The 17,197-nt window shown below is 44.5% G+C and carries 19 protein-coding genes; 2 read left to right on the top strand and 17 right to left on the bottom strand.

The genetic code is table 11. The features are described 5' to 3' along the window. Positions 1-31: 31 nt before the first annotated feature. From BCU12_RS22100 to nirB, 5 genes are all read right to left on the bottom strand, one after another. Positions 32-1,048 (bottom strand): TRAP transporter substrate-binding protein, encoded by a 1,017-nt coding sequence (locus BCU12_RS22100; RefSeq protein WP_102406784.1) that lies wholly within the window; start codon positions 1,046-1,048, stop codon positions 32-34. A 396-nt stretch (positions 1,049-1,444) separates the two neighbouring features. Next, on the bottom strand, positions 1,445-2,215 hold the full coding sequence (cobA, locus tag BCU12_RS22095; protein ID WP_102406782.1) for a uroporphyrinogen-III C-methyltransferase: 771 nt from the start codon (positions 2,213-2,215) through the stop codon (positions 1,445-1,447). A 332-nt stretch (positions 2,216-2,547) separates the two neighbouring features. After that, a complete protein-coding gene (locus tag BCU12_RS22090) occupies positions 2,548-3,396 on the bottom strand; it encodes a formate/nitrite transporter family protein (RefSeq protein WP_102406780.1) in 849 nt (282 codons plus the stop codon). Positions 3,397-3,517: 121 nt separating this feature from the next. Further along, complete coding sequence (gene nirD, locus BCU12_RS22085; RefSeq protein WP_102406778.1) at positions 3,518-3,841, bottom strand: nitrite reductase small subunit NirD; 324 nt, start codon at positions 3,839-3,841, stop codon at positions 3,518-3,520. A gap of 15 nt (positions 3,842-3,856) precedes the next feature. Then, positions 3,857-6,430, bottom strand: coding sequence for a nitrite reductase large subunit NirB (gene nirB / locus BCU12_RS22080; protein WP_102406776.1), 2,574 nt, complete (start codon positions 6,428-6,430; stop codon positions 3,857-3,859). Positions 6,431-6,840: 410 nt separating this feature from the next. Here nirB and BCU12_RS22075 point away from each other — a divergent pair, with 410 nt between their 5' ends. Further along, on the top strand, positions 6,841-7,359 hold the full coding sequence (locus BCU12_RS22075) for a lipocalin family protein (RefSeq protein WP_102406774.1): 519 nt from the start codon (positions 6,841-6,843) through the stop codon (positions 7,357-7,359). 182 nt (positions 7,360-7,541) lie between these two features. On the opposite strand, the gene BCU12_RS22070 is transcribed toward BCU12_RS22075, so the two are convergent. The 9 genes from BCU12_RS22070 to BCU12_RS22030 all read right to left on the bottom strand — a co-directional run bounded on the left by BCU12_RS22070 (position 7,542) and on the right by BCU12_RS22030 (position 14,253). Continuing rightward, on the bottom strand, positions 7,542-7,826 hold the full coding sequence (locus BCU12_RS22070) for a YciI family protein (protein WP_102406772.1): 285 nt from the start codon (positions 7,824-7,826) through the stop codon (positions 7,542-7,544). A gap of 91 nt (positions 7,827-7,917) precedes the next feature. Continuing rightward, the gene (locus BCU12_RS22065) at positions 7,918-8,286 is read right to left on the bottom strand and encodes a VOC family protein (protein WP_241909893.1); all 369 of its coding nucleotides are present in this window, start codon (positions 8,284-8,286) and stop codon (positions 7,918-7,920) included. 348 nt (positions 8,287-8,634) lie between these two features. Further along, complete coding sequence (locus tag BCU12_RS22060; RefSeq protein WP_102406768.1) at positions 8,635-9,081, bottom strand: isoprenylcysteine carboxylmethyltransferase family protein; 447 nt, start codon at positions 9,079-9,081, stop codon at positions 8,635-8,637. A gap of 60 nt (positions 9,082-9,141) precedes the next feature. After that, positions 9,142-9,732: a Crp/Fnr family transcriptional regulator gene (locus BCU12_RS22055; RefSeq protein ID WP_102406766.1), complete on the bottom strand. Its 591-nt coding sequence runs from the start codon at positions 9,730-9,732 to the stop codon at positions 9,142-9,144. Between the two features lie 126 nt (positions 9,733-9,858). Next, a complete protein-coding gene (locus BCU12_RS22050) occupies positions 9,859-10,419 on the bottom strand; it encodes a VOC family protein (RefSeq protein ID WP_102406764.1) in 561 nt (186 codons plus the stop codon). A gap of 261 nt (positions 10,420-10,680) precedes the next feature. Further along, a complete protein-coding gene (locus BCU12_RS22045) occupies positions 10,681-10,872 on the bottom strand; it encodes a YqaE/Pmp3 family membrane protein (protein WP_102406762.1) in 192 nt (63 codons plus the stop codon). A gap of 376 nt (positions 10,873-11,248) precedes the next feature. Then, positions 11,249-12,025 (bottom strand): MBL fold metallo-hydrolase, encoded by a 777-nt coding sequence (locus BCU12_RS22040; RefSeq protein WP_102406760.1) that lies wholly within the window; start codon positions 12,023-12,025, stop codon positions 11,249-11,251. 122 nt (positions 12,026-12,147) lie between these two features. Further along, the gene (locus tag BCU12_RS22035) at positions 12,148-13,101 is read right to left on the bottom strand and encodes an L-lactate dehydrogenase (RefSeq protein ID WP_102406758.1); all 954 of its coding nucleotides are present in this window, start codon (positions 13,099-13,101) and stop codon (positions 12,148-12,150) included. A 270-nt stretch (positions 13,102-13,371) separates the two neighbouring features. Further along, entirely contained in the window at positions 13,372-14,253 is an 882-nt protein-coding gene (locus BCU12_RS22030) for a DMT family transporter (RefSeq protein ID WP_102406882.1), read from the bottom strand. A 105-nt stretch (positions 14,254-14,358) separates the two neighbouring features. Here BCU12_RS22030 and BCU12_RS23370 point away from each other — a divergent pair, with 105 nt between their 5' ends. After that, entirely contained in the window at positions 14,359-14,499 is a 141-nt protein-coding gene (locus BCU12_RS23370) for a hypothetical protein (RefSeq protein ID WP_157939898.1), read from the top strand. Between the two features lie 128 nt (positions 14,500-14,627). Here BCU12_RS23370 and BCU12_RS22025 read toward each other — a convergent pair whose 3' ends face one another. From BCU12_RS22025 to BCU12_RS22015, 3 genes are all read right to left on the bottom strand, one after another. Next, positions 14,628-15,413: an HAD-IIB family hydrolase gene (locus BCU12_RS22025; RefSeq protein ID WP_102406756.1), complete on the bottom strand. Its 786-nt coding sequence runs from the start codon at positions 15,411-15,413 to the stop codon at positions 14,628-14,630. Positions 15,414-15,469: 56 nt separating this feature from the next. Beyond that, positions 15,470-16,753, bottom strand: a complete 1,284-nt coding sequence (locus tag BCU12_RS22020; protein ID WP_102406753.1) for a TRAP transporter large permease — start codon at positions 16,751-16,753, stop codon at positions 15,470-15,472. A gap of 9 nt (positions 16,754-16,762) precedes the next feature. Next, on the bottom strand, positions 16,763-17,197 hold a 435-nt coding region (locus BCU12_RS22015), incomplete at its 5' end, for a TRAP transporter small permease subunit (RefSeq protein WP_102406751.1).

Genomic DNA, 17,197 nt, shown 5'->3' with positions numbered 1-17,197 from the left:
AAATCGCTGCGTTATAGATGGTGCTTAAGAACTAAAGTAAGCCGTTATCCTGAAGGAAATAAGTCACGGATTCATATACCTTTTCTGCACTTGGAGAGCGTTCTGCGAATACTTTCCATTGACCTTTTGCAATCTCACGGAACTTTTTGCGCTCTTCTTGAGACCAGTCATGAATGGTAATATCAGGGTTAGCTTGCGCAACTTTCACGGCAGCTTGATCAGCGATCTTCAGTTGCGTCGTTATGTCATAAGAGAAGTCACGTACCGACGCTTTTAGCATCACTTGAAGATCTTCTGGCATCTTGTCCCACTTCTTCTGACTGATTGAGATATCGATCAGCGGCAGAGAGTGAAAACCAGGGTAGATTGGGTGGTGGGCAACATCGTTCATACCCGCTTTTTGGTTCGTTGAAAACACCGTGTAATCCGCCGCGTCAATCACCCCTTTGCTCAAGCCAGTAAAGACTTCTGAACCCGGAAGGTTTACAGGTGTTGCACCTGCTGCTGCGAAGACTTGTTGAACAAGACCTTCAGGAGCACGAAGTTTTAGACCTTTAAGATCATCGACTGAATCAATCGGTTTTTTAGAGATGAACGCCTCTACGCCTGTTGTCGATGCGCCAACAAATTGCACGCCATAAGGTGCGTAAAGCTCAGTCATTAGCTCATTACCACCGCCGTAGTTCATGTACTGAAGAAGCTCAGTCGTGTCAGACCATGCACCGACCATATTACCGATCAAACCAAAGGCAGGATCTTTACCAGAGAAGTAACCCGTTGCTGTGATATGCCCATCTAAGATGCCCATCTTAATCGCGCCAAGTGTTTCTGTATGCTTCACCACCGCACCAACAGGTAGAAGATCGACCTCAATACGACCATTCGACATTTTCTCAACACGCTCAGCCCAATCTTGCTGAACTTTATAGTTTAGATCACCGGAAGGATCGGATGATTGAATCTTTAAGTTAAAGTCTGCAGCAAGCGCTGAAACTGAGAATAAGCTCGTTATCGAGGCAGCGATAAACGTTTTAGTTATAGCTTTCATCTGGGGGTCCTTTTGTTTTCACATAGTCCGATTATTGTTATCGGTAACATTCATTCATATGTTACCGATAACAAATACCCATAGTCTATGAGATCGATCACACAGTTAACAATACTGTAATGATTTCCATCAATAACATTACATGGTGTTAATAAATGATTTCATGAATAGGAAGAGAGGATTTGATACAATTTATCAATACCTTAGATAAGCGCATTCGTTTTTGATATTGATTAAGCAGGCAGATGGCACACGAGTTAATTATCTGAATAGTGATGATGATCACTAAAGTGCTTGAGATGTATTTTTTTGAAAGTTTGTTTGCACATAATTAAAAATGCAGCGTCATCAGACACTGCATTTTTTAGATAGTTTTCGTTTTTCTACTAGAAATAGCTATTCTTTAAACCATTTCAATTTCTCATGTAAACCCGTTACGCTGCCCACAACAATCAGTGCAGGGCTCACGGCTTGCTTCGAAAGGTCAGCCAACTCTTTAAGCGTTCCCGTCAGTACTTTTTGCTCTTTACGGGTGCCATTCTCAATGATTGCACAAGGCGTCTCTTCCGCTAGCCCATGCTCGATTAGGCTCTTCACGATGTGAGGGCACTGCTTTAATCCCATGTAAAAAACCAGCGTGTTATTACTTTGCGCCAATGATGGCCAATGAATGGCTGTGCCATCTTTTTGAATATGACCCGTTATGAACTGAACACTTTGAGCATGATCTCGGTGCGTGAGTGGAATGCCCGCATACGCGGTTGCCCCCGCCGCAGCCGTGATACCTGGAACCACTTCAAATTTCACGCCGTTCTCAGCCAGTGTTTCAAGCTCTTCACCACCACGACCAAAGATAAACGGATCCCCGCCTTTTAGGCGAACAACCTTTTTGCCCTCGTTGGCTTTATCGACCAACAGTTGGTTGATTTTATCTTGAGGAACAAAGTGAAAATCCACTTTCTTGCCAACATAAATCATTTCTGCATCTTCTTTGGCAATGGCGAGAATTTCTGGCGAAACCAGACGGTCATACACCACAACCTCAGCTTGTGAAATCACTCGATGGCCCTTAACGGTTAGTAAGTCTGGATCACCAGGCCCTGAGCCTACTAATGACACAAAACCAGAAGGGTGAGCAGAAGAACTGGAATGAAAAACGTCTGACATGCGGTGCTCCTAGCAAAAGTTCTATTGTCGTTACTGCTTCATAGTCGAGCCGTTTTAACGCCAATAAAATGAATTTTATAATGAGGCTTATTTCCATAAAGCCCCTACAACTTATGGAACTAAGATTATCAGTTGTTGTGTCTAAACATCAGCATTAATTAGGAAAAAGATTGCAGTATTTATAACTAAATCTTCTATAAGCGTTTTTTATATAACAATTATGCGATTATTTTGACCATGAAAAAGCCCCAAGTAATACGACTCAGGGCTTTTTTCTAAACAAACTATCTAGACTCTTGGCCAACACATCACATGCAGGCCAACAGATTGGATTACTTCGCTTCGAACGCTGGCGCCATGTTTTCAGCCGTGTCGTTTGACAGTGCTGGCGCAGTTTTAGCATGAGTCAGGTAAAGCGGAATACAAGTAAACAGTAAGCCACCCACTAAGTTACCTAAGATAGTTGGCACTAGGTTGTAGCTTAACCATGTTGTGATACCGAAGTCAGCACCTAGCATCATGCCTAGTGGGAATAGGAACATGTTTACAACCGCGTGTTCAAATACCAATGCGAAGAAGATGAAGATTGGCAGCCACATTGCTGCAATTTTTCCAGCAACAGTACGTGCTGTCATGTTACCAATCACACCTAGGCACACCATAAGGTTACAAAGAATACCGCGCACAAAACACGTGATCCAACCGTTCGCGCCTAACTCTTCAAAACCAACCGTACGAGCCGTGGCTGCTTTAATAAACGTTTGACCAACCGCACCAGGTTCAACGCTGAAATTCATCGTGAATGAAAGTGCAATTAAGAAAGCAACAATCAATGAACCAATCAGGTTACCAAGACCCACAAGGCCCCAACAACGTAAAACACGACCCCAAGTGATGCCTGGGCGATTTTCAAATTTAGCCAATGGCGCTAAGCCAAACACACCCGTAACAAGATCGTAGCCCATTAAGCTCAAAATACAGAAGCCCACTGGGAACACCAATGCGCCAACAATGCCTATTCCTGTTTGCGTGATCGTTGTGATTGCCACGACAACAGCCAAGGAAAGAATGATACCAGCCATGACGCCGCGTAAAAGCAGATCACGAGTACTGGTTTTCACCTTTGCTTCACCAACATCGATCATGGTTTGAACGAATTCAGCAGGTTTTAGATCATTCATGTTTATGTCCCTAAATATAAATTTAAAAGTTAAAATTGGATAGGAAAGAGCTCTAGCCATTTTGGGAGGCTAGAACCCTTGAACTATCAAATCTTTGCTCGCAGATGCGTATTAATTCGCGTTAAGCCGCAATCTCTACCGAACCCTTTGTCACTCGCGCTTTATACGCTTTAACACTGAACTCTTCATTTTCCATACAAACGCCGGTAACTAAGTTAAAGCGCTGCTTTTTCAGCGGGCTTGCTACCCAAAGCTCACCTTGGTGCTCTACCGTTAAACCACGAGATAACACGTTGGATTGGAAAAACGGGTCAGTGTTGCTGATCGCGAATACTTCTTCCGCTTTTGTTGGGCGGAAAATTGCAACTTGCTCACCGCTAACCAATGCACAAACGCCGGTACCAGGAACAATGTCTTCGATTTTACAAACTTTAGTAAATGCCATGATGTTGTCTCCCAACTACACTGTTTCTACGTGAATGATGTCGCCTTGATGTTTCGCAGCTACCGCTTCAGGGTTCTTTTCTGTATACGTTGCTGGTCGATGCTGTTCACGGCCATCAGTAACGAATACAACATTTTCATCACGGACATCCGCATTGATGAAGTGCGAGAAGCGCTTCAGTTGTGCGTCATCGTTAATCGTATCCGTCCATTCACAACGGAATTCTTCAACCAGTTTCGCTACGTCAGCTTCAAGTTGGTCGTTGATGCCTAGTTTGTTATCAACAATCACTTCGCGTAGGTAATTTACCCCACCCTCTAGATTTTCCATCCATACCGATGTGCGTTGCAGTGGCGCAGCGGTGCGAATATAGAACATCATAAAGCGGTCGATGTATTTAAGTAGCGTTTCTTGGTCAAGGTCTACGGCTAGTAGGTCTGCGTGACGAGGCTTCATACCACCGTTACCACATACGTACATGTTCCAACCTGCGTCTGTCGCGATGATACCCAAATCTTTACCTTGCGCTTCAGCACACTCACGAGTACAACCAGACACACCAAACTTCATCTTATGAGGAGTACGGATGCCTTTGTAACGGTTTTCGATCATGACACCTAGGCCAACGGAATCTTGAACGCCGTAACGACACCAAGTTGAACCTACACAGGTTTTCGCCATGCGCAGTGCTTTTGCGTACGCTTGACCCGTTTCGTAACCCGCGGCAACCAATTTCTTCCAGATTGCTGGTAAGTCGTCTTTTTGAGCACCAAATAAACCAATACGTTGTGCACCGGTCACTTTGGTATACAGGTTGTATTCCGCAGCCACATCAGCTAAAACGCTTAGCGCTTGAGGTGTCACTTCACCACCCGCCATACGAGGAATGACAGAGTACGTGCCGTCTTTCTGGATGTTACCTAAAAAGTTGTCGTTCGTGTCGTGCAGTTTCACCAACTCAGGCTTCAAGATGTGCTCACCCCAGCAAGAAGCAAGAATAGAGCCCGCTAGAGGCTTACAAACTTCACAACCGTAACCTTTACCGTATTTCTCTAGTAACTCGTCAAACGTTTTGATTTCTTCAATACGAATTAGGTGGAACAACTCTTGACGAGAATAAGCAAAGTGCTCACACACGTCGTTCTTCACTTCCACGCCTGCTTTCGCAAGTTCAGCATTTAGCACTGACGTCACAAGTGGAATACAACCACCGCAGCCAGTACCTGCACCAGTAACCGCTTTGATATCGCCGATTGTGTGATGACCTTCAGCAACCGCTTGAGCGATCTTTCCTTTGGTTACATCGAAACAAGAACAGATAACCGCGGATTCAGGTAATGAGTCTGCGCCAAGTGTTGGTTTTTCGGCGCCAGCGTGTGCAGGAAGAATCAAGGCATCTGGGTGTTCTGGCAAGTCGATTTCGTTCAACATAAGCTGAAGAAGATCGCCGTAATCAGACGTATCGCCCACCATGACCGCACCAAGGAGTTTCTTGTTGTCTTCAGACACGATTAGGCGTTTATAAACTTCTTGCTCTTCGTTTTGGTAAACGTAGCTCTTACAACCAGGAGTACGACCGTTCGCATCACCAATAGAACCAACCTTCACGCCTAGAAGCTTCAGCTTCGCAGACATGTCAGCACCTTCAAATGTGCTGTCGCTACCCACTACATGGTCAACCGCGACTGTCGCCATTTTGTAACCCGGCGCCACTAGGCCGTAGAACGTTTGGTTCCATGACGCACACTCACCAATTGCGTAGATGTCTTTGTCTGTGGTTTGGCAATTGTCATTAATTTCAATACCACCGCGAGGCGCAATACCTAACCCCATCTGACGAGCCAGTTTGTCTTGTGGACGAATACCCGCAGAGAATACGATGAAGTCAGTCTCTAGCTCAGTACCGTCTGCAAATCGCATCACGTTACGAGCGCTTTCCCCTTCAGCCGCAATTTCTAGCGTATTTTTGCTGGTGTGTACTTTCACGCCCATGCGTTCAATTTTCTGACGAAGTTGATCGCCACCCGCCTGGTCGAGCTGTTCAGCCATTAACTTAGGAGCAAACTCTACCACGTGCGTTGTCACGCCCAATGCTTTCAGTGCACCCGCCGCTTCAAGGCCAAGTAGTCCGCCACCAATAACAACACCAGATTTTGAGTTCTTCGCCGTCGCTTCGATGGCTTTTAGATCTTCAATCGTGCGATACACGAAACAGTCTTTGCTCTCGTTACCTTTGATTTGTGGAACAAATGGGTATGAACCTGTTGCAAGAATCAGTTTGTCGTATTGAATTTCACGACCAGTGCTTGAATAAACCGTCTTTTTCTCTCGGTTTACGTTGATAGCACGTTCACCGATCAGCATATTAATGCCGTGCTTCTCATAGAAGCCTTCTTTCACTAAAGAAAGTTCGTCTGCAGTGTGGTGTGAAAAATAAGAAGAAAGGTGGACACGGTCATAGGCGACGCGGGGCTCTTCACAAAAAACCGTGATATCCATATTAGACACATCAGTTTTCTCGACCAAATCTTCGATATAGCGATGGCCGACCATCCCATTACCGATTACGACTAGCTTCATCTTGCTCATAACAATTCCTGGCGGTTAATTTTTCGCACCCAAGTCAATTCATGCCTGGCTGCTTAACTGAGTGCATTGTCATTTATGAAAGAAAATTAACATATGATGTAAATCAATTACGAATTCAAACTACCCTAAAGGGGTACAACAATAGCTCAAAAGACATACTAAATAGGCCTCCAAGCATTATGGGTATTATTTTCACCATAATTATTAACCTATTCACCAAAACTTCATTACATCTATGTCATAAAATTACATCCATTCCGTTTATTTGTGTTATTAAATGACAAGTTATATGAATAATTGTGAAAACAGGAATCGAAATAAAACAAATAAATCGAGCAGAAAACGTACAGATCTGGCGCTAAATATGCATCCTATTTTGACTATCGAGGTCAGCGGTCAAGGAGTTAACAATGAAAGCACTTAAGATTTCCGTCATCATTAGTTTACTGAGTACGTTTCTCGCTGGATGCAGCAGTATTTCTCGCTACTTATTGCCGGTTGAAGAATTTGACCTTGCCGCCTATATGGGCACCTGGTACGAAGTTGCCAGGTTAGATCACACCTTTGCACAAGGATTAACCCACACGAGAACGCAATATTCCATTGATGACGATGGCACCATTACCGTGGTGAATAGCGGGTGGAGTGAGGAATCTCATCAGTGGAAAGAAGCTATCGGCAAAGCGAGACCCGCTAAAGAAGAGGATGTCGGTCATCTGCATGTCTCGTTCTCTGGGCCTTTCTATGGAAGTTACGTGGTATTTTACATTGAGGACGATTATTCAACGGCGATGGTCGCAAGTGGCGCCGATGAATTCTGGTTGTTATCACGAACCAACGATCTTCCTCAGCACAAAATGAATAAGTATTTGCGGATCGCTGAAAAAGCGGGATTCAGCTCTGACGATATGATTTTTCCATTCAACTGACCACCCACTCATTATGAGAGCTGAGGCGACGAGCATCGCTTCTTCATCGTTGCTGACACCCGCCACTGTAGTCGAAAAGCCAGAGGTCTCTAAAGTGGTACTATCCTGTTGGAATTGTAGTTCTCCGCTTTCACAATGAATCCGTATCGTTCAATCATTGCTGGCTCCTAATGCACAACTACCTATACAAGAAACGCCAGTTCTTCAGAGGCTTTCGCGGGTACCATCTCTGTCACCTCATAGTTTGCTATCCCTTCACGGTGGAATGGGTCTAGCGCGAGTACATCATCCAGTTGGCGGCGATCTTGTATCGTAGAGAGAATAACGCCCCCTGTTCTTGGCTCTTTCCGCCCAGATAAGATGAAGTGCCCCAGAGCATATTGCTCGTTCAAATAGTCGATATGCTCTGGAACAAAACGGTCAACCTCTTCTAGAGGGACTTGGTAACTCAAAGAAACAATAAACATACGTGGCCCTTTTTATTGGTCAATCTTGGTTTCAGCAATACTTGGTTTCAGCGATACTGGCGAAGCGCGATATCTATTCGTTTATCAGCCGTTAATAAGGTGAGCTTACATCGATTAAACAGCCACTCGGATCTTTTGTGAGAAACCGACGTTGACCATAAAATTCATTCGTCGGCTCTTTAACTATCGGCAACTTCATTTCAATCGCACGAGCATAAACGCTTTCAACATCAGACACGACGAACGTCACATACACGCCACCTGGAGGTTGTTGGAATTCTTCTGGCACTATTTCATGATCTTGTTGAATGAGGCCATACTCAATATTGGGATCGTCTGGCGAGCAAAGTTGTACGTACCAGTCACTGTCGTATTTCACATTTAGCCCAAGTAAGTCGATGTAAAACTGCTTGCTTGTCGCAAGGTCACTTGAACATATATTGGTTATAATTCTCATCATATACCTCTTTGTTAATGTCACTCTACGTTAGTTAAGATGCGCACTGACCTGCCTACTGAACTAAACAAACCTCTTCCACTACAAACTTTTCGCTCATTCATGAGACTAGAAAGTGCCACGCTTCCATGGTCAACCGAAGCCAGTTGTTGGCCGCAATTTACTCCCTATAGATATAATTCATGTCGTGCTTTTCTGTACAGCACTAATGTACCTAAATACGAGTGTGACTAATTACTGCGACAACGAGCCCACAGCCAAATCGATATCTATAGGAAGTAGGTCAGGGTCGGGAAGGTATATGCACTAGCACGTTATGCATTAGAGCTTGATATGTTAGAGCGTTATACGTTAGATCCAACGGCGCACATTTTGACAATACGCTTCATAGTCTTTACCAAATTTGGCGCTCATCATTTTTTCTTCAAACAAGACATACCATCGGTCGGTGATAACAAAGAACACAAACGTCAACAGAAACGACGACAGACTCGCCCCCATGATGACCGCAAAACCAAGCATGGCGATAACAAAGCCCAAATACATAGGATTTCGAGTGTATTTGAAGACCCCGTCTGTCACTAAACCTGTGGGTTCGTTAAACGTCATTACGTTAACATTTCTTTCTATAAACAGCTTCTTACCTGATTTTGCGAGGACAAGCCCTGCGATAACAATGGGGACGCCCAATAGATAATACGGATAAGGCAATTGATGGTTTGAGCCCGTCCACCAACACGTTAAGCCCATTGCAAAAACAAATAGTACAAACAGAAACGGTGGCAGTATTTTTTTCATGTTGTAGCTCCAGTCAGAGAAAACTCGAGCATATCGACTCTATATCGTGGTTACCTTAACCTATGTTAAGCCCATTTCTCGGCGAACGCGCGATAATGTAACGTCGGTGATCCCTAAATACATCGCCACGTGACGAAGGGGGATGTGCAGGCTGTCGTCACCAAACTCGATGAGAAAGTGCTGATAACGCTCTTTTGCCGACAACATAAGAAACCCAGCCTCTCGCTTCTCCTTCTTCAGGACTAAGCGTTCAAACATCTTGCGTACGAAGTCTCCCCACTGAGTATTGATTCTCGACAGCTCCACCAAATGCTCATAATTGACCGAAGCCACTCGCGTCTGTGTAATAGCCTGCGCAAAAAAAGGACTCGGGCTGCCCTCCACTATTGAACTAATACTCGCGTAAGCGCCGCCCTTTCTGACCAAGGATTTATTGCGCTCATTGCCATCCTCATCAATGTAAAAATACCGACCCACTCCCTCGAGAACAAAGTGAACATCGGCCACAACTTCGTTACTAGAAAAGATGTATTCTTTCGGGAGGTAATCCTGAAACGTGAAGAACGGCAAAGCGAGTGCCATGTCTTCGTGTGAGAAAGGCACTAACTGAGAGAAAGTATTGAGCAACAACTGCTCATTCGTATTTTTCATATTTTCATCTCGTGCAGTAATGCAGGCGAGTATATTCCGTTGTTTTGGGCGTGCATTTGAACACACACCTCAAACCATACTTTGGCAACGTTAACGCCACAGTTAAGCCGCTTCCACCATTCAGTACTAACAAACTTCCAAGTTCTTTTTATGTGACGTTTTCCAGTCACTCGCCAGAGAAAAACCGGGCCTATTCATGATTTCATTCTCAGTAAAACGCATGAGATCTTCATCAGCCAAATCTAGATCCACTGTAAATTTACAAGGCTGATGAACATACCAAGGCGTATCAGTGAAAATTTCAAATCGATTGTTTTCCGGATCGCGGAAGTAAATAGACCAAGTCGTGCCGTGTGAAACAGTCTGTAAACTGATTTCAGAAGCCGCCTTTAAAGAGGAATAAAAAGTTCTCAGTTCAGAGATTGCATTTACTCGAAAAGAGATATGATCGACAGGGCTTTCTTGTGAGCGCCGCAATTGAATTGGGCTTAGAACAACCTGATGATGCTCTTCAGGGCTGCGGCTTAGAAACACCATGCCGTTTTGACCTTCCCCGCGATCAGTGACGACAAAGCCTAGTTGATCCGTATAGAAGTCTTCCATTTTAACTAAATCTTCGACATACAATTCAATATGGCTGAGCCGCATATTTGGGAAGACATGCTTATCTTCAATTGCTGTTTTCATCCTAAAGCTCCTGCTAAGTGGTGAATCACACTGCCACCTAACTTAAACCATTCCATCGAAAACACAAAACCCAACCTTGGCCATAAAGCGCCAAATGTTGGGCGTCCGAATTAAACGTTGTTGTGTTGATCAGTTAGCCATTCTATTGCTGCTTGATAGTCTCCAAATGATTCCATTTCATCAGAGATGAACCCATTCCCTACTTTATAGTGGCCAGTTCCTGACGCGTTAGTGGTTGCACTTCACGCGTTGTTTTACAAATTATTCTTCACCCAAAGCACTTTTTATTTTCTGATCTGTCTTGTACTGACTTAATGCATATACCGACCAAATTGCTGCTGGTATCCAGCCTATAACTGTGATTTGTAATATCAAACATATAATCCCAGCTATTGGCTTTCCAATGGTAAAGAACTGCAACCAAGGTAAAAGTATCGCAAGTATAAGTCTCATTTGAGTTTCCTTATTAAAATTTGTAATTCTATACAATCAATAGGCACTGCCTACTATCAATAAATCTAGATCACTCTTGGAAGCACACATCATATTATTCTGTGCTTCCAATTTCGTGAGCGGCGAGTCGAACAACATTTGTTATACAGAACTGTTCCAAAACGCCTTTCCACCTATCTTCCTAAACCTTTTAAACAACTCAAGATATATTAATAGGTTATGTGATTCATCCAGTTGTTCATGTTGTAAAATACGGCATTAATCCCTTTAACTCCTCCAGAAAGGTAGAGAGTATGAAACTTAAATGGTGACTATGTGATTTGGGTATGCCGGACGTATTTACGAGGCAATCATACCCAGCAAGAGCGCCGAGTGACTATGACGGTTTCTTCTTTTTAAATAGGAAGATAGAACGAAACAGGCCTTTCAATTTGATTTTCGTCACTCGCCAGTGCGTAATTGGGCGACGTGGTGCGGTATCTATAAGGTGTTGATAAGCAGAGTCATCAAATGCCACTTCACCACCATGTGCGGCCAGTACAGAGTGGCAATGCAGATCAAAAATGCGTTTAACCGACTGGCGATACTGATTGGGATGAAAGATAGGAAACGGCGCTATCAATCTCTTTTTCACGTTCACCATCAAATCACCAACGTAAACGGTGCGACTTTCAGGGTGATAGACCGACAGGTCGCGATCAGTATGGCCAGGGGTTTCAAGAACTTGCCAATCTTCAAAGTGAGGAATGGCATCTCCGTCAGACAATTTGTAATCTGGGTTCAACTGACGCGGATACCACAAAGCCGACTTTCTCGAACCCATACGATTGGCCATCCACTTTGCTAAAGCCAAATCAGTCCAATGCATGGCTAGTCCATCAAACCCAGAATACCAATCTTTTTCTTTATCTGCGGAAGCGAGTTGGCAACCGATCTCTTTACGCAACAAGTGAGCAGCGCCTGCATGGTCAGGGTGCATGTGGGTAACGACTACAAGCTTTAAATCACTTAGCGGCCTTTGCAATTCAAGCTGTATGTAATCTTTAATCTTGGGTATATCGGCTCGGCTGGCACCATCCAATAGCATCAATTTGTCTGGGTATTCCACCAAATAAATGGCTTGAATGTAACCTTTCAATGTGTGTAATTTCAAAACATTCCCTTGTCTGTCGATCTCCTTGCCAGAAACTCATCTGACCAGAGATAACGTAGCACGCAAAAGGCGCTATGACAAAACAAGGGATGCAGAATTTCACGCTGGTCAGTAAACCGTTATTAGCGTTCCAAGCCTGTCGCTTTCGCCACAGATACTACGTCTTGCAGGATCGTTTCAGCGATACTTTCTAGAACGGTTAACTCTTCTGAGGTGAATGGGTGAATCAAAACCGATTCACGACCGTTTTTCCCCACAATGGTCGGCAAGCTCATGACAACGTCATTTAACCCATACTCACCGCTAATCATGGTTGCAATGGGAAGAACAGAGCGTTCGTCTATTTTTATCGATTGGATGATTCGGAACACGCTCGCGGCAATACCATGAGTAGTGTTCTGTTTACGTTTGAAAATTTCATAGCCAGCATGTTTGACTGACTCAAGTAATTCATCAGCGTCAATTCGAGCAAGGTGGTTGGTGTCGCAATAATAATCGGCAGGTTGACCCGCAATGCTGATTAGGCTTTTAGGCGTGAAACAGTTGCTACCATGCTCTCCGAGTACGTAGCCAAAGACATTCTTCGGGTCTAGGTTCACTCGACTCGCAACAATCGACATTAACCGTGCAGTGTCGATCACACAGCCACTGCTGATGACTTTATTTGCCGCGAAGTCAGTATTCTTTACAATGAAATGAGTGACAATGTCACATGGATTACTCACCACAATCAATGTTGCGTTTGGTGCGACTCGGCTAACCTGCTGAGCGATATCAACACCAATTTTGGCATTAATCTCAGCCAAATCCATGCGGGTTTGCCCTTGTTTGATTTGTGCACCCGCGGTAATAACGACAATATCAGCACCAATGAGAGACAAGTAATCGTCACTGCCGACTATGTGTGTGTTCTTCGAAAAGGTCAGAGCCGCCGTGTGGCGAAAATCAAGCACCTCTCCTTCAGCTCGTTCTAGATTTTGGTCTAGTACCACCAGCTCACTAACACTGCCCAGTGTCAACAGATAATTACAGATCCCAACACCCACGGCACCTGCGCCTATCACACCTATTTTCATCGTCATTCCTTGATTTAAACTACTACGTATAAATCTAGTCTACTAATAGGGACATCAACAACGCTAACTTTATTTTGCGAATAAAAATAAATTAAGAATTATGTGCTGAATTTGTATTTAAAATTGGAATATAGCGAACCTCAGCAGACAAATCCTCTGCCGTGCTAGGGAAGCCTCGCGATTTAAAGCCGACTAAAACGAATCTAAGCCAACTTTTTTGACCCTACTTAGCGAGCGCTAGGCAAAGTTAGCGTAAGCAAGATTGCAAGATTAAGCGCGTTTGAACACGTTAAACAGGCGACCTTGAGTTCGATATAGGATAAGCGCCAGTAGAATGAATCCGCACCCTATCAGCTTACCCAATGACAATTGTTCGCCATACCAAAGGATACTTAAAATAACCGTCCAAACGGGCTCTAATATCATAATGAGTGCTGCTGTGGCAGCAGGCGTGCTTTTTTGCCCCAGCGTTTGCATGACGTAACGAAGGCTTGTCGCGAGTACCACACTTAGCGCAAACCAACCCCATATTGACGGCGCAATAACGCTTGGGAAATCTTCTGTCAGCAACGAAAACAGCGTCACTAGGCAGCCGACAACGAACAATTGAATCGTGGTGAGCAACAGCACAGGTAACGTCTGAGCGTATTTTCTATTCACATTAAAGTGCAGCGCGAGCATGGTTGCACAACCAATGAAGAAAAACTGGCTGCTCGATTGCTGCCAACTTCCCGATAACGACAAGAACGCCAGGCCAATCATGGCGACGGGCAACGATACCCAAAACGCACGCTGAGGGCGTTCTTTAAATAGCAGCCACCCCACCAGAGGAACGATCAACATTGAAAGACTAACGATGAAAGCGCCCTCGCCTAATGTGTCGCTGATTGAAATGGCGTAGATCCAATTCATGATTGCGCCCGCTAATAGGCAACCCACCATGGCAGCAGAAGCAATGTCTTTTAATTTGGCCTTGAACAAAGGTTTGTAGCAAAAAGGCAATAGACATAATGACGCTAGCAAGAACCTGAAACCAATGAATGCAAACGGCGGTAAGCCTTGAATCGCTTCCTTTGAAAATATCCAGCCGAACGCAGCAAGAATGGTGGTGAATATGAGAATTAAGGCGGATTTATGTTCTGTGTTCAATATACACGCTCGGGCGACAGAGGAAGGTTGCCTGTGTTGAGTTAGGCATGTCAGCTTCAATAATTCGGGTATCCGCTGATGTAAAATAGCGAAGACAAAGTACGGGCTATGATGCCAAAGTTACTGGCTAGATTCGACCAACTTTACACCGAGTTTTCAATTATTTTGTACCGTCATCACTCTTACATTAAACGGACAAATGCATTCGCCGTCATTGTATTGCTGTTAACCATCATTCGCGACAGCTAACCTAAAATTAAGTCACAGTTCTCTAGGCAGCGTGGCGACCAATAAAGAAAGTGTGGCGACCAATAAAGAAAAAGACGACGGTCATTCAAACCATCGCCTCTTCATTCGACAAGCTAAGCAGTCAAACGCTATTTCAATGCGAGCAACTGCTCTGTAAATTCCGCAAAACCATACCCACCCGGTTTGTCCATCACAATCGATGGATGGTGGGCTAAGCGAGACCAATAGTGTTTGATATTCGCCACCCCGACACTGCGCGGCATCACTTCAAACATAAATTGATCATTCATTGAATCACCCACATAACAGGCCCGTTCCAGTATCTGTTCGGTAGACAATCCTTTCTCAGCCAAAAACGCCATCGTCGTGGCTTTTTTGGAGTGTTCGCCATACCACGCATTGATGTGAATAGAACTCGCGGTTGCGTGTGCGCCAAGCGCATGAATTTTGGCCACCACTTCTTCAATGACACTCTCTTCGACTCGTGGGCGATTCTGTCCAATATCAATCGCGACTTCACACAAGCGATACGACTGATCAAGCGTTAGCCCTAGATCCGCATAGTCAGTCAAGATCTCAAGTACCTGCTCTTTAAGCTTGTCTTGCTGCGAACGGATCGCCTCTAGTGGAACATCGGAACGAAGCGTTAAATAGCCCTCTTTCTTCTCCATGATGAACGCACCATTTTCACCCAGTACCGCATCCACCGGCCACAGTTGGGCGATGTGATCACACCAACCGGCACATGCCCCTGTTACCGCGACGACTTTCTTGCCGGCGTCGCGTAATTTTTGTAGGGCTATCAAGGTTTCTGGCGGTAAACGACCTTCCCACGTAAGGGTATCGTCCACGTCAGTCATTACCCAGTCTATCTGTTTCCAATCTTGGTTTAACTCATTCGCTACCGAATTCATTACGACACCTCAAACTCTAAAATTAACTTATCTTCACTTCGCTTTTCGTCATTAAGCTAAAGCAAATTCGGCAAGAACATGACTAGGCTTTCTGAGAAAGTCAGCAGCATCAATACCGTAAGCAGCGCTAACAATAACGGCGCAACCTCTCTTACAAAATCAACCATGCGAACCTTTAAAATGGAACACACGGTGAACATCATCGAACCAAATGGTGGTGTTACCCCACCTATCATTATGTTGACGATAACAATGATGCCGAAGTGAACAGGGTTTACCCCTAAGTTCAAAACAGCGGGAAGCAATAGTGGCGTCAAGATGATCATCGCCGCGCCCCCTTCAATAAACATTCCAACCACAAGCAGCAAAACGTTGATGAGCAGTAACAACACCAGCTTGTTGTCTGTTAATTCGATTAATGCGGCCGCTACATTGTGTGGGATCTGTTCTAGGGTCATGTAATAACCGAACACCATGGCACCGATGATGATGAACATGACGCTGCTTGTCCCTTGCACGGTTTCACGCATAATCAGCGGAATGTGTTTGAAACCAAGCTGACGATAAACAAATGCGCCAATGATCACGCACAGGAGAACCGCAATGGCTCCGGCTTCTGTTGGCGTGAACAGGCCAAAACGCATACCTAAAATGATGCCAAATGGAATCAATAAGGCAGGCACGGCTTTTAAAAAGTAATGAAAACGCTCTTTTGCAGAAGCAGGCTCTGAGCGAGAAGGTTTGTATTTACGCTTTCGTGCGATAAACGCAATGGTCACCATCAGTGATAAAGCCATCAAGAACGCAGGAACATAACCGGCAATAAACATTTGATGCACAGACACATTGGCCAGCAACGCAAAAATGATCAGATTAATGCCGGGAGGAATCACCGGGCTAATACTTGAAGACGCGGCGGTCACTGCGGCAGTAAACGGGAGATCATAACCACGCTTAGTCATTTCAGGTGCGAGAATTTTGGATTGCATCGCGGCATCTGCATTGGCAGAGCCGGAAATTCCGCCCATCAAGGTACTTAACGCTACGTTAACCTGCGCTAAGCCTCCAGTTTTATGGCCTATCATCGAATCGGCAAACGCGAGCAAACTTCGACTGATCCCCGCATAATTCATCACAGATCCCACCATTATAAAAAACGGGATTGCGAGCAGAGGAAAGGATTCAGCCGAGCTAATGAAACGCTGCATGACTAAGCTGACGGGAATCGAATCGTTGAGAAAAAGGAAGTACACCATTGAAGACGCAATCAATGAAAACGCAATGGGCACATTGAGTAAGAATAAAACAAAAAGAATAATGATCGGCAGATAGCTTTCCATCAACAAAACCTACTTATCTAAACGTCGAAGCTTATTGTCACTTCTGAGCAAAGCGACATCATCCACAATGAATTTCACTGTGTGGATAGCCATTAAAGAGAAACAAAGGAGCAATACACCGTTGATGTAAAAATAAGACATGCCCATCACTGGGGTCACTTTGTTTGAAAGCATTAGGTACTGATAGCTAAGCACCGACATTAAGATATTCAGCGCGAGTAGAAAAACCGACACACACAGCTTAAAAGGTGTTTTCGCCTGACTTGGCAACATAGCGACTATTACGTCGACACCCATGTGCAGCTTATGCTTATAACAAGAGCTAATACCCAAATACACTGCCCATAAAAAGCAGATGACAGACAGCTCTTCACTCCACGGGACAACAAAACCAAATCCGTATCGCAGTACTACGTTGACGATCACAACCAGTATGGTGATTGA

This window comes from Vibrio sp. 10N.261.55.A7, assembly GCF_002877365.1.
Taxonomy (GTDB): domain Bacteria; phylum Pseudomonadota; class Gammaproteobacteria; order Enterobacterales; family Vibrionaceae; genus Vibrio.
The sequence above is the reverse complement of the archived record's forward strand: the minus strand, read 5'-3'. Positions and strand labels throughout refer to the sequence as shown.

Bases quoted from the DNA above. Each gene is read 5' to 3' on its own strand.
- BCU12_RS22100 (WP_102406784.1), bottom strand. From the start codon at position 1,048: ATGAAAGCTATAACTAAAACGTTTATCGCTGCCTCGATAACGAGCTTA.
- cobA (WP_102406782.1), bottom strand. From the start codon at position 2,215: ATGTCAGACGTTTTTCATTCCAGTTCTTCTGCTCACCCTTCTGGTTTT.
- BCU12_RS22090 (WP_102406780.1), bottom strand. From the start codon at position 3,396: ATGAATGATCTAAAACCTGCTGAATTCGTTCAAACCATGATCGATGTT.
- nirD (WP_102406778.1), bottom strand. From the start codon at position 3,841: ATGGCATTTACTAAAGTTTGTAAAATCGAAGACATTGTTCCTGGTACC.
- nirB (WP_102406776.1), bottom strand. From the start codon at position 6,430: ATGAGCAAGATGAAGCTAGTCGTAATCGGTAATGGGATGGTCGGCCAT.
- BCU12_RS22075 (WP_102406774.1), top strand. From the start codon at position 6,841: ATGAAAGCACTTAAGATTTCCGTCATCATTAGTTTACTGAGTACGTTT.
- BCU12_RS22070 (WP_102406772.1), bottom strand. From the start codon at position 7,826: ATGTTTATTGTTTCTTTGAGTTACCAAGTCCCTCTAGAAGAGGTTGAC.
- BCU12_RS22065 (WP_241909893.1), bottom strand. From the start codon at position 8,286: ATGATGAGAATTATAACCAATATATGTTCAAGTGACCTTGCGACAAGC.
- BCU12_RS22060 (WP_102406768.1), bottom strand. From the start codon at position 9,081: ATGAAAAAAATACTGCCACCGTTTCTGTTTGTACTATTTGTTTTTGCA.
- BCU12_RS22055 (WP_102406766.1), bottom strand. From the start codon at position 9,732: ATGAAAAATACGAATGAGCAGTTGTTGCTCAATACTTTCTCTCAGTTA.
- BCU12_RS22050 (WP_102406764.1), bottom strand. From the start codon at position 10,419: ATGAAAACAGCAATTGAAGATAAGCATGTCTTCCCAAATATGCGGCTC.
- BCU12_RS22045 (WP_102406762.1), bottom strand. From the start codon at position 10,872: ATGAGACTTATACTTGCGATACTTTTACCTTGGTTGCAGTTCTTTACC.
- BCU12_RS22035 (WP_102406758.1), bottom strand. From the start codon at position 13,101: ATGAAAATAGGTGTGATAGGCGCAGGTGCCGTGGGTGTTGGGATCTGT.
- BCU12_RS23370 (WP_157939898.1), top strand. From the start codon at position 14,359: ATGATGCCAAAGTTACTGGCTAGATTCGACCAACTTTACACCGAGTTT.
- BCU12_RS22025 (WP_102406756.1), bottom strand. From the start codon at position 15,413: ATGAATTCGGTAGCGAATGAGTTAAACCAAGATTGGAAACAGATAGAC.
- BCU12_RS22020 (WP_102406753.1), bottom strand. From the start codon at position 16,753: ATGGAAAGCTATCTGCCGATCATTATTCTTTTTGTTTTATTCTTACTC.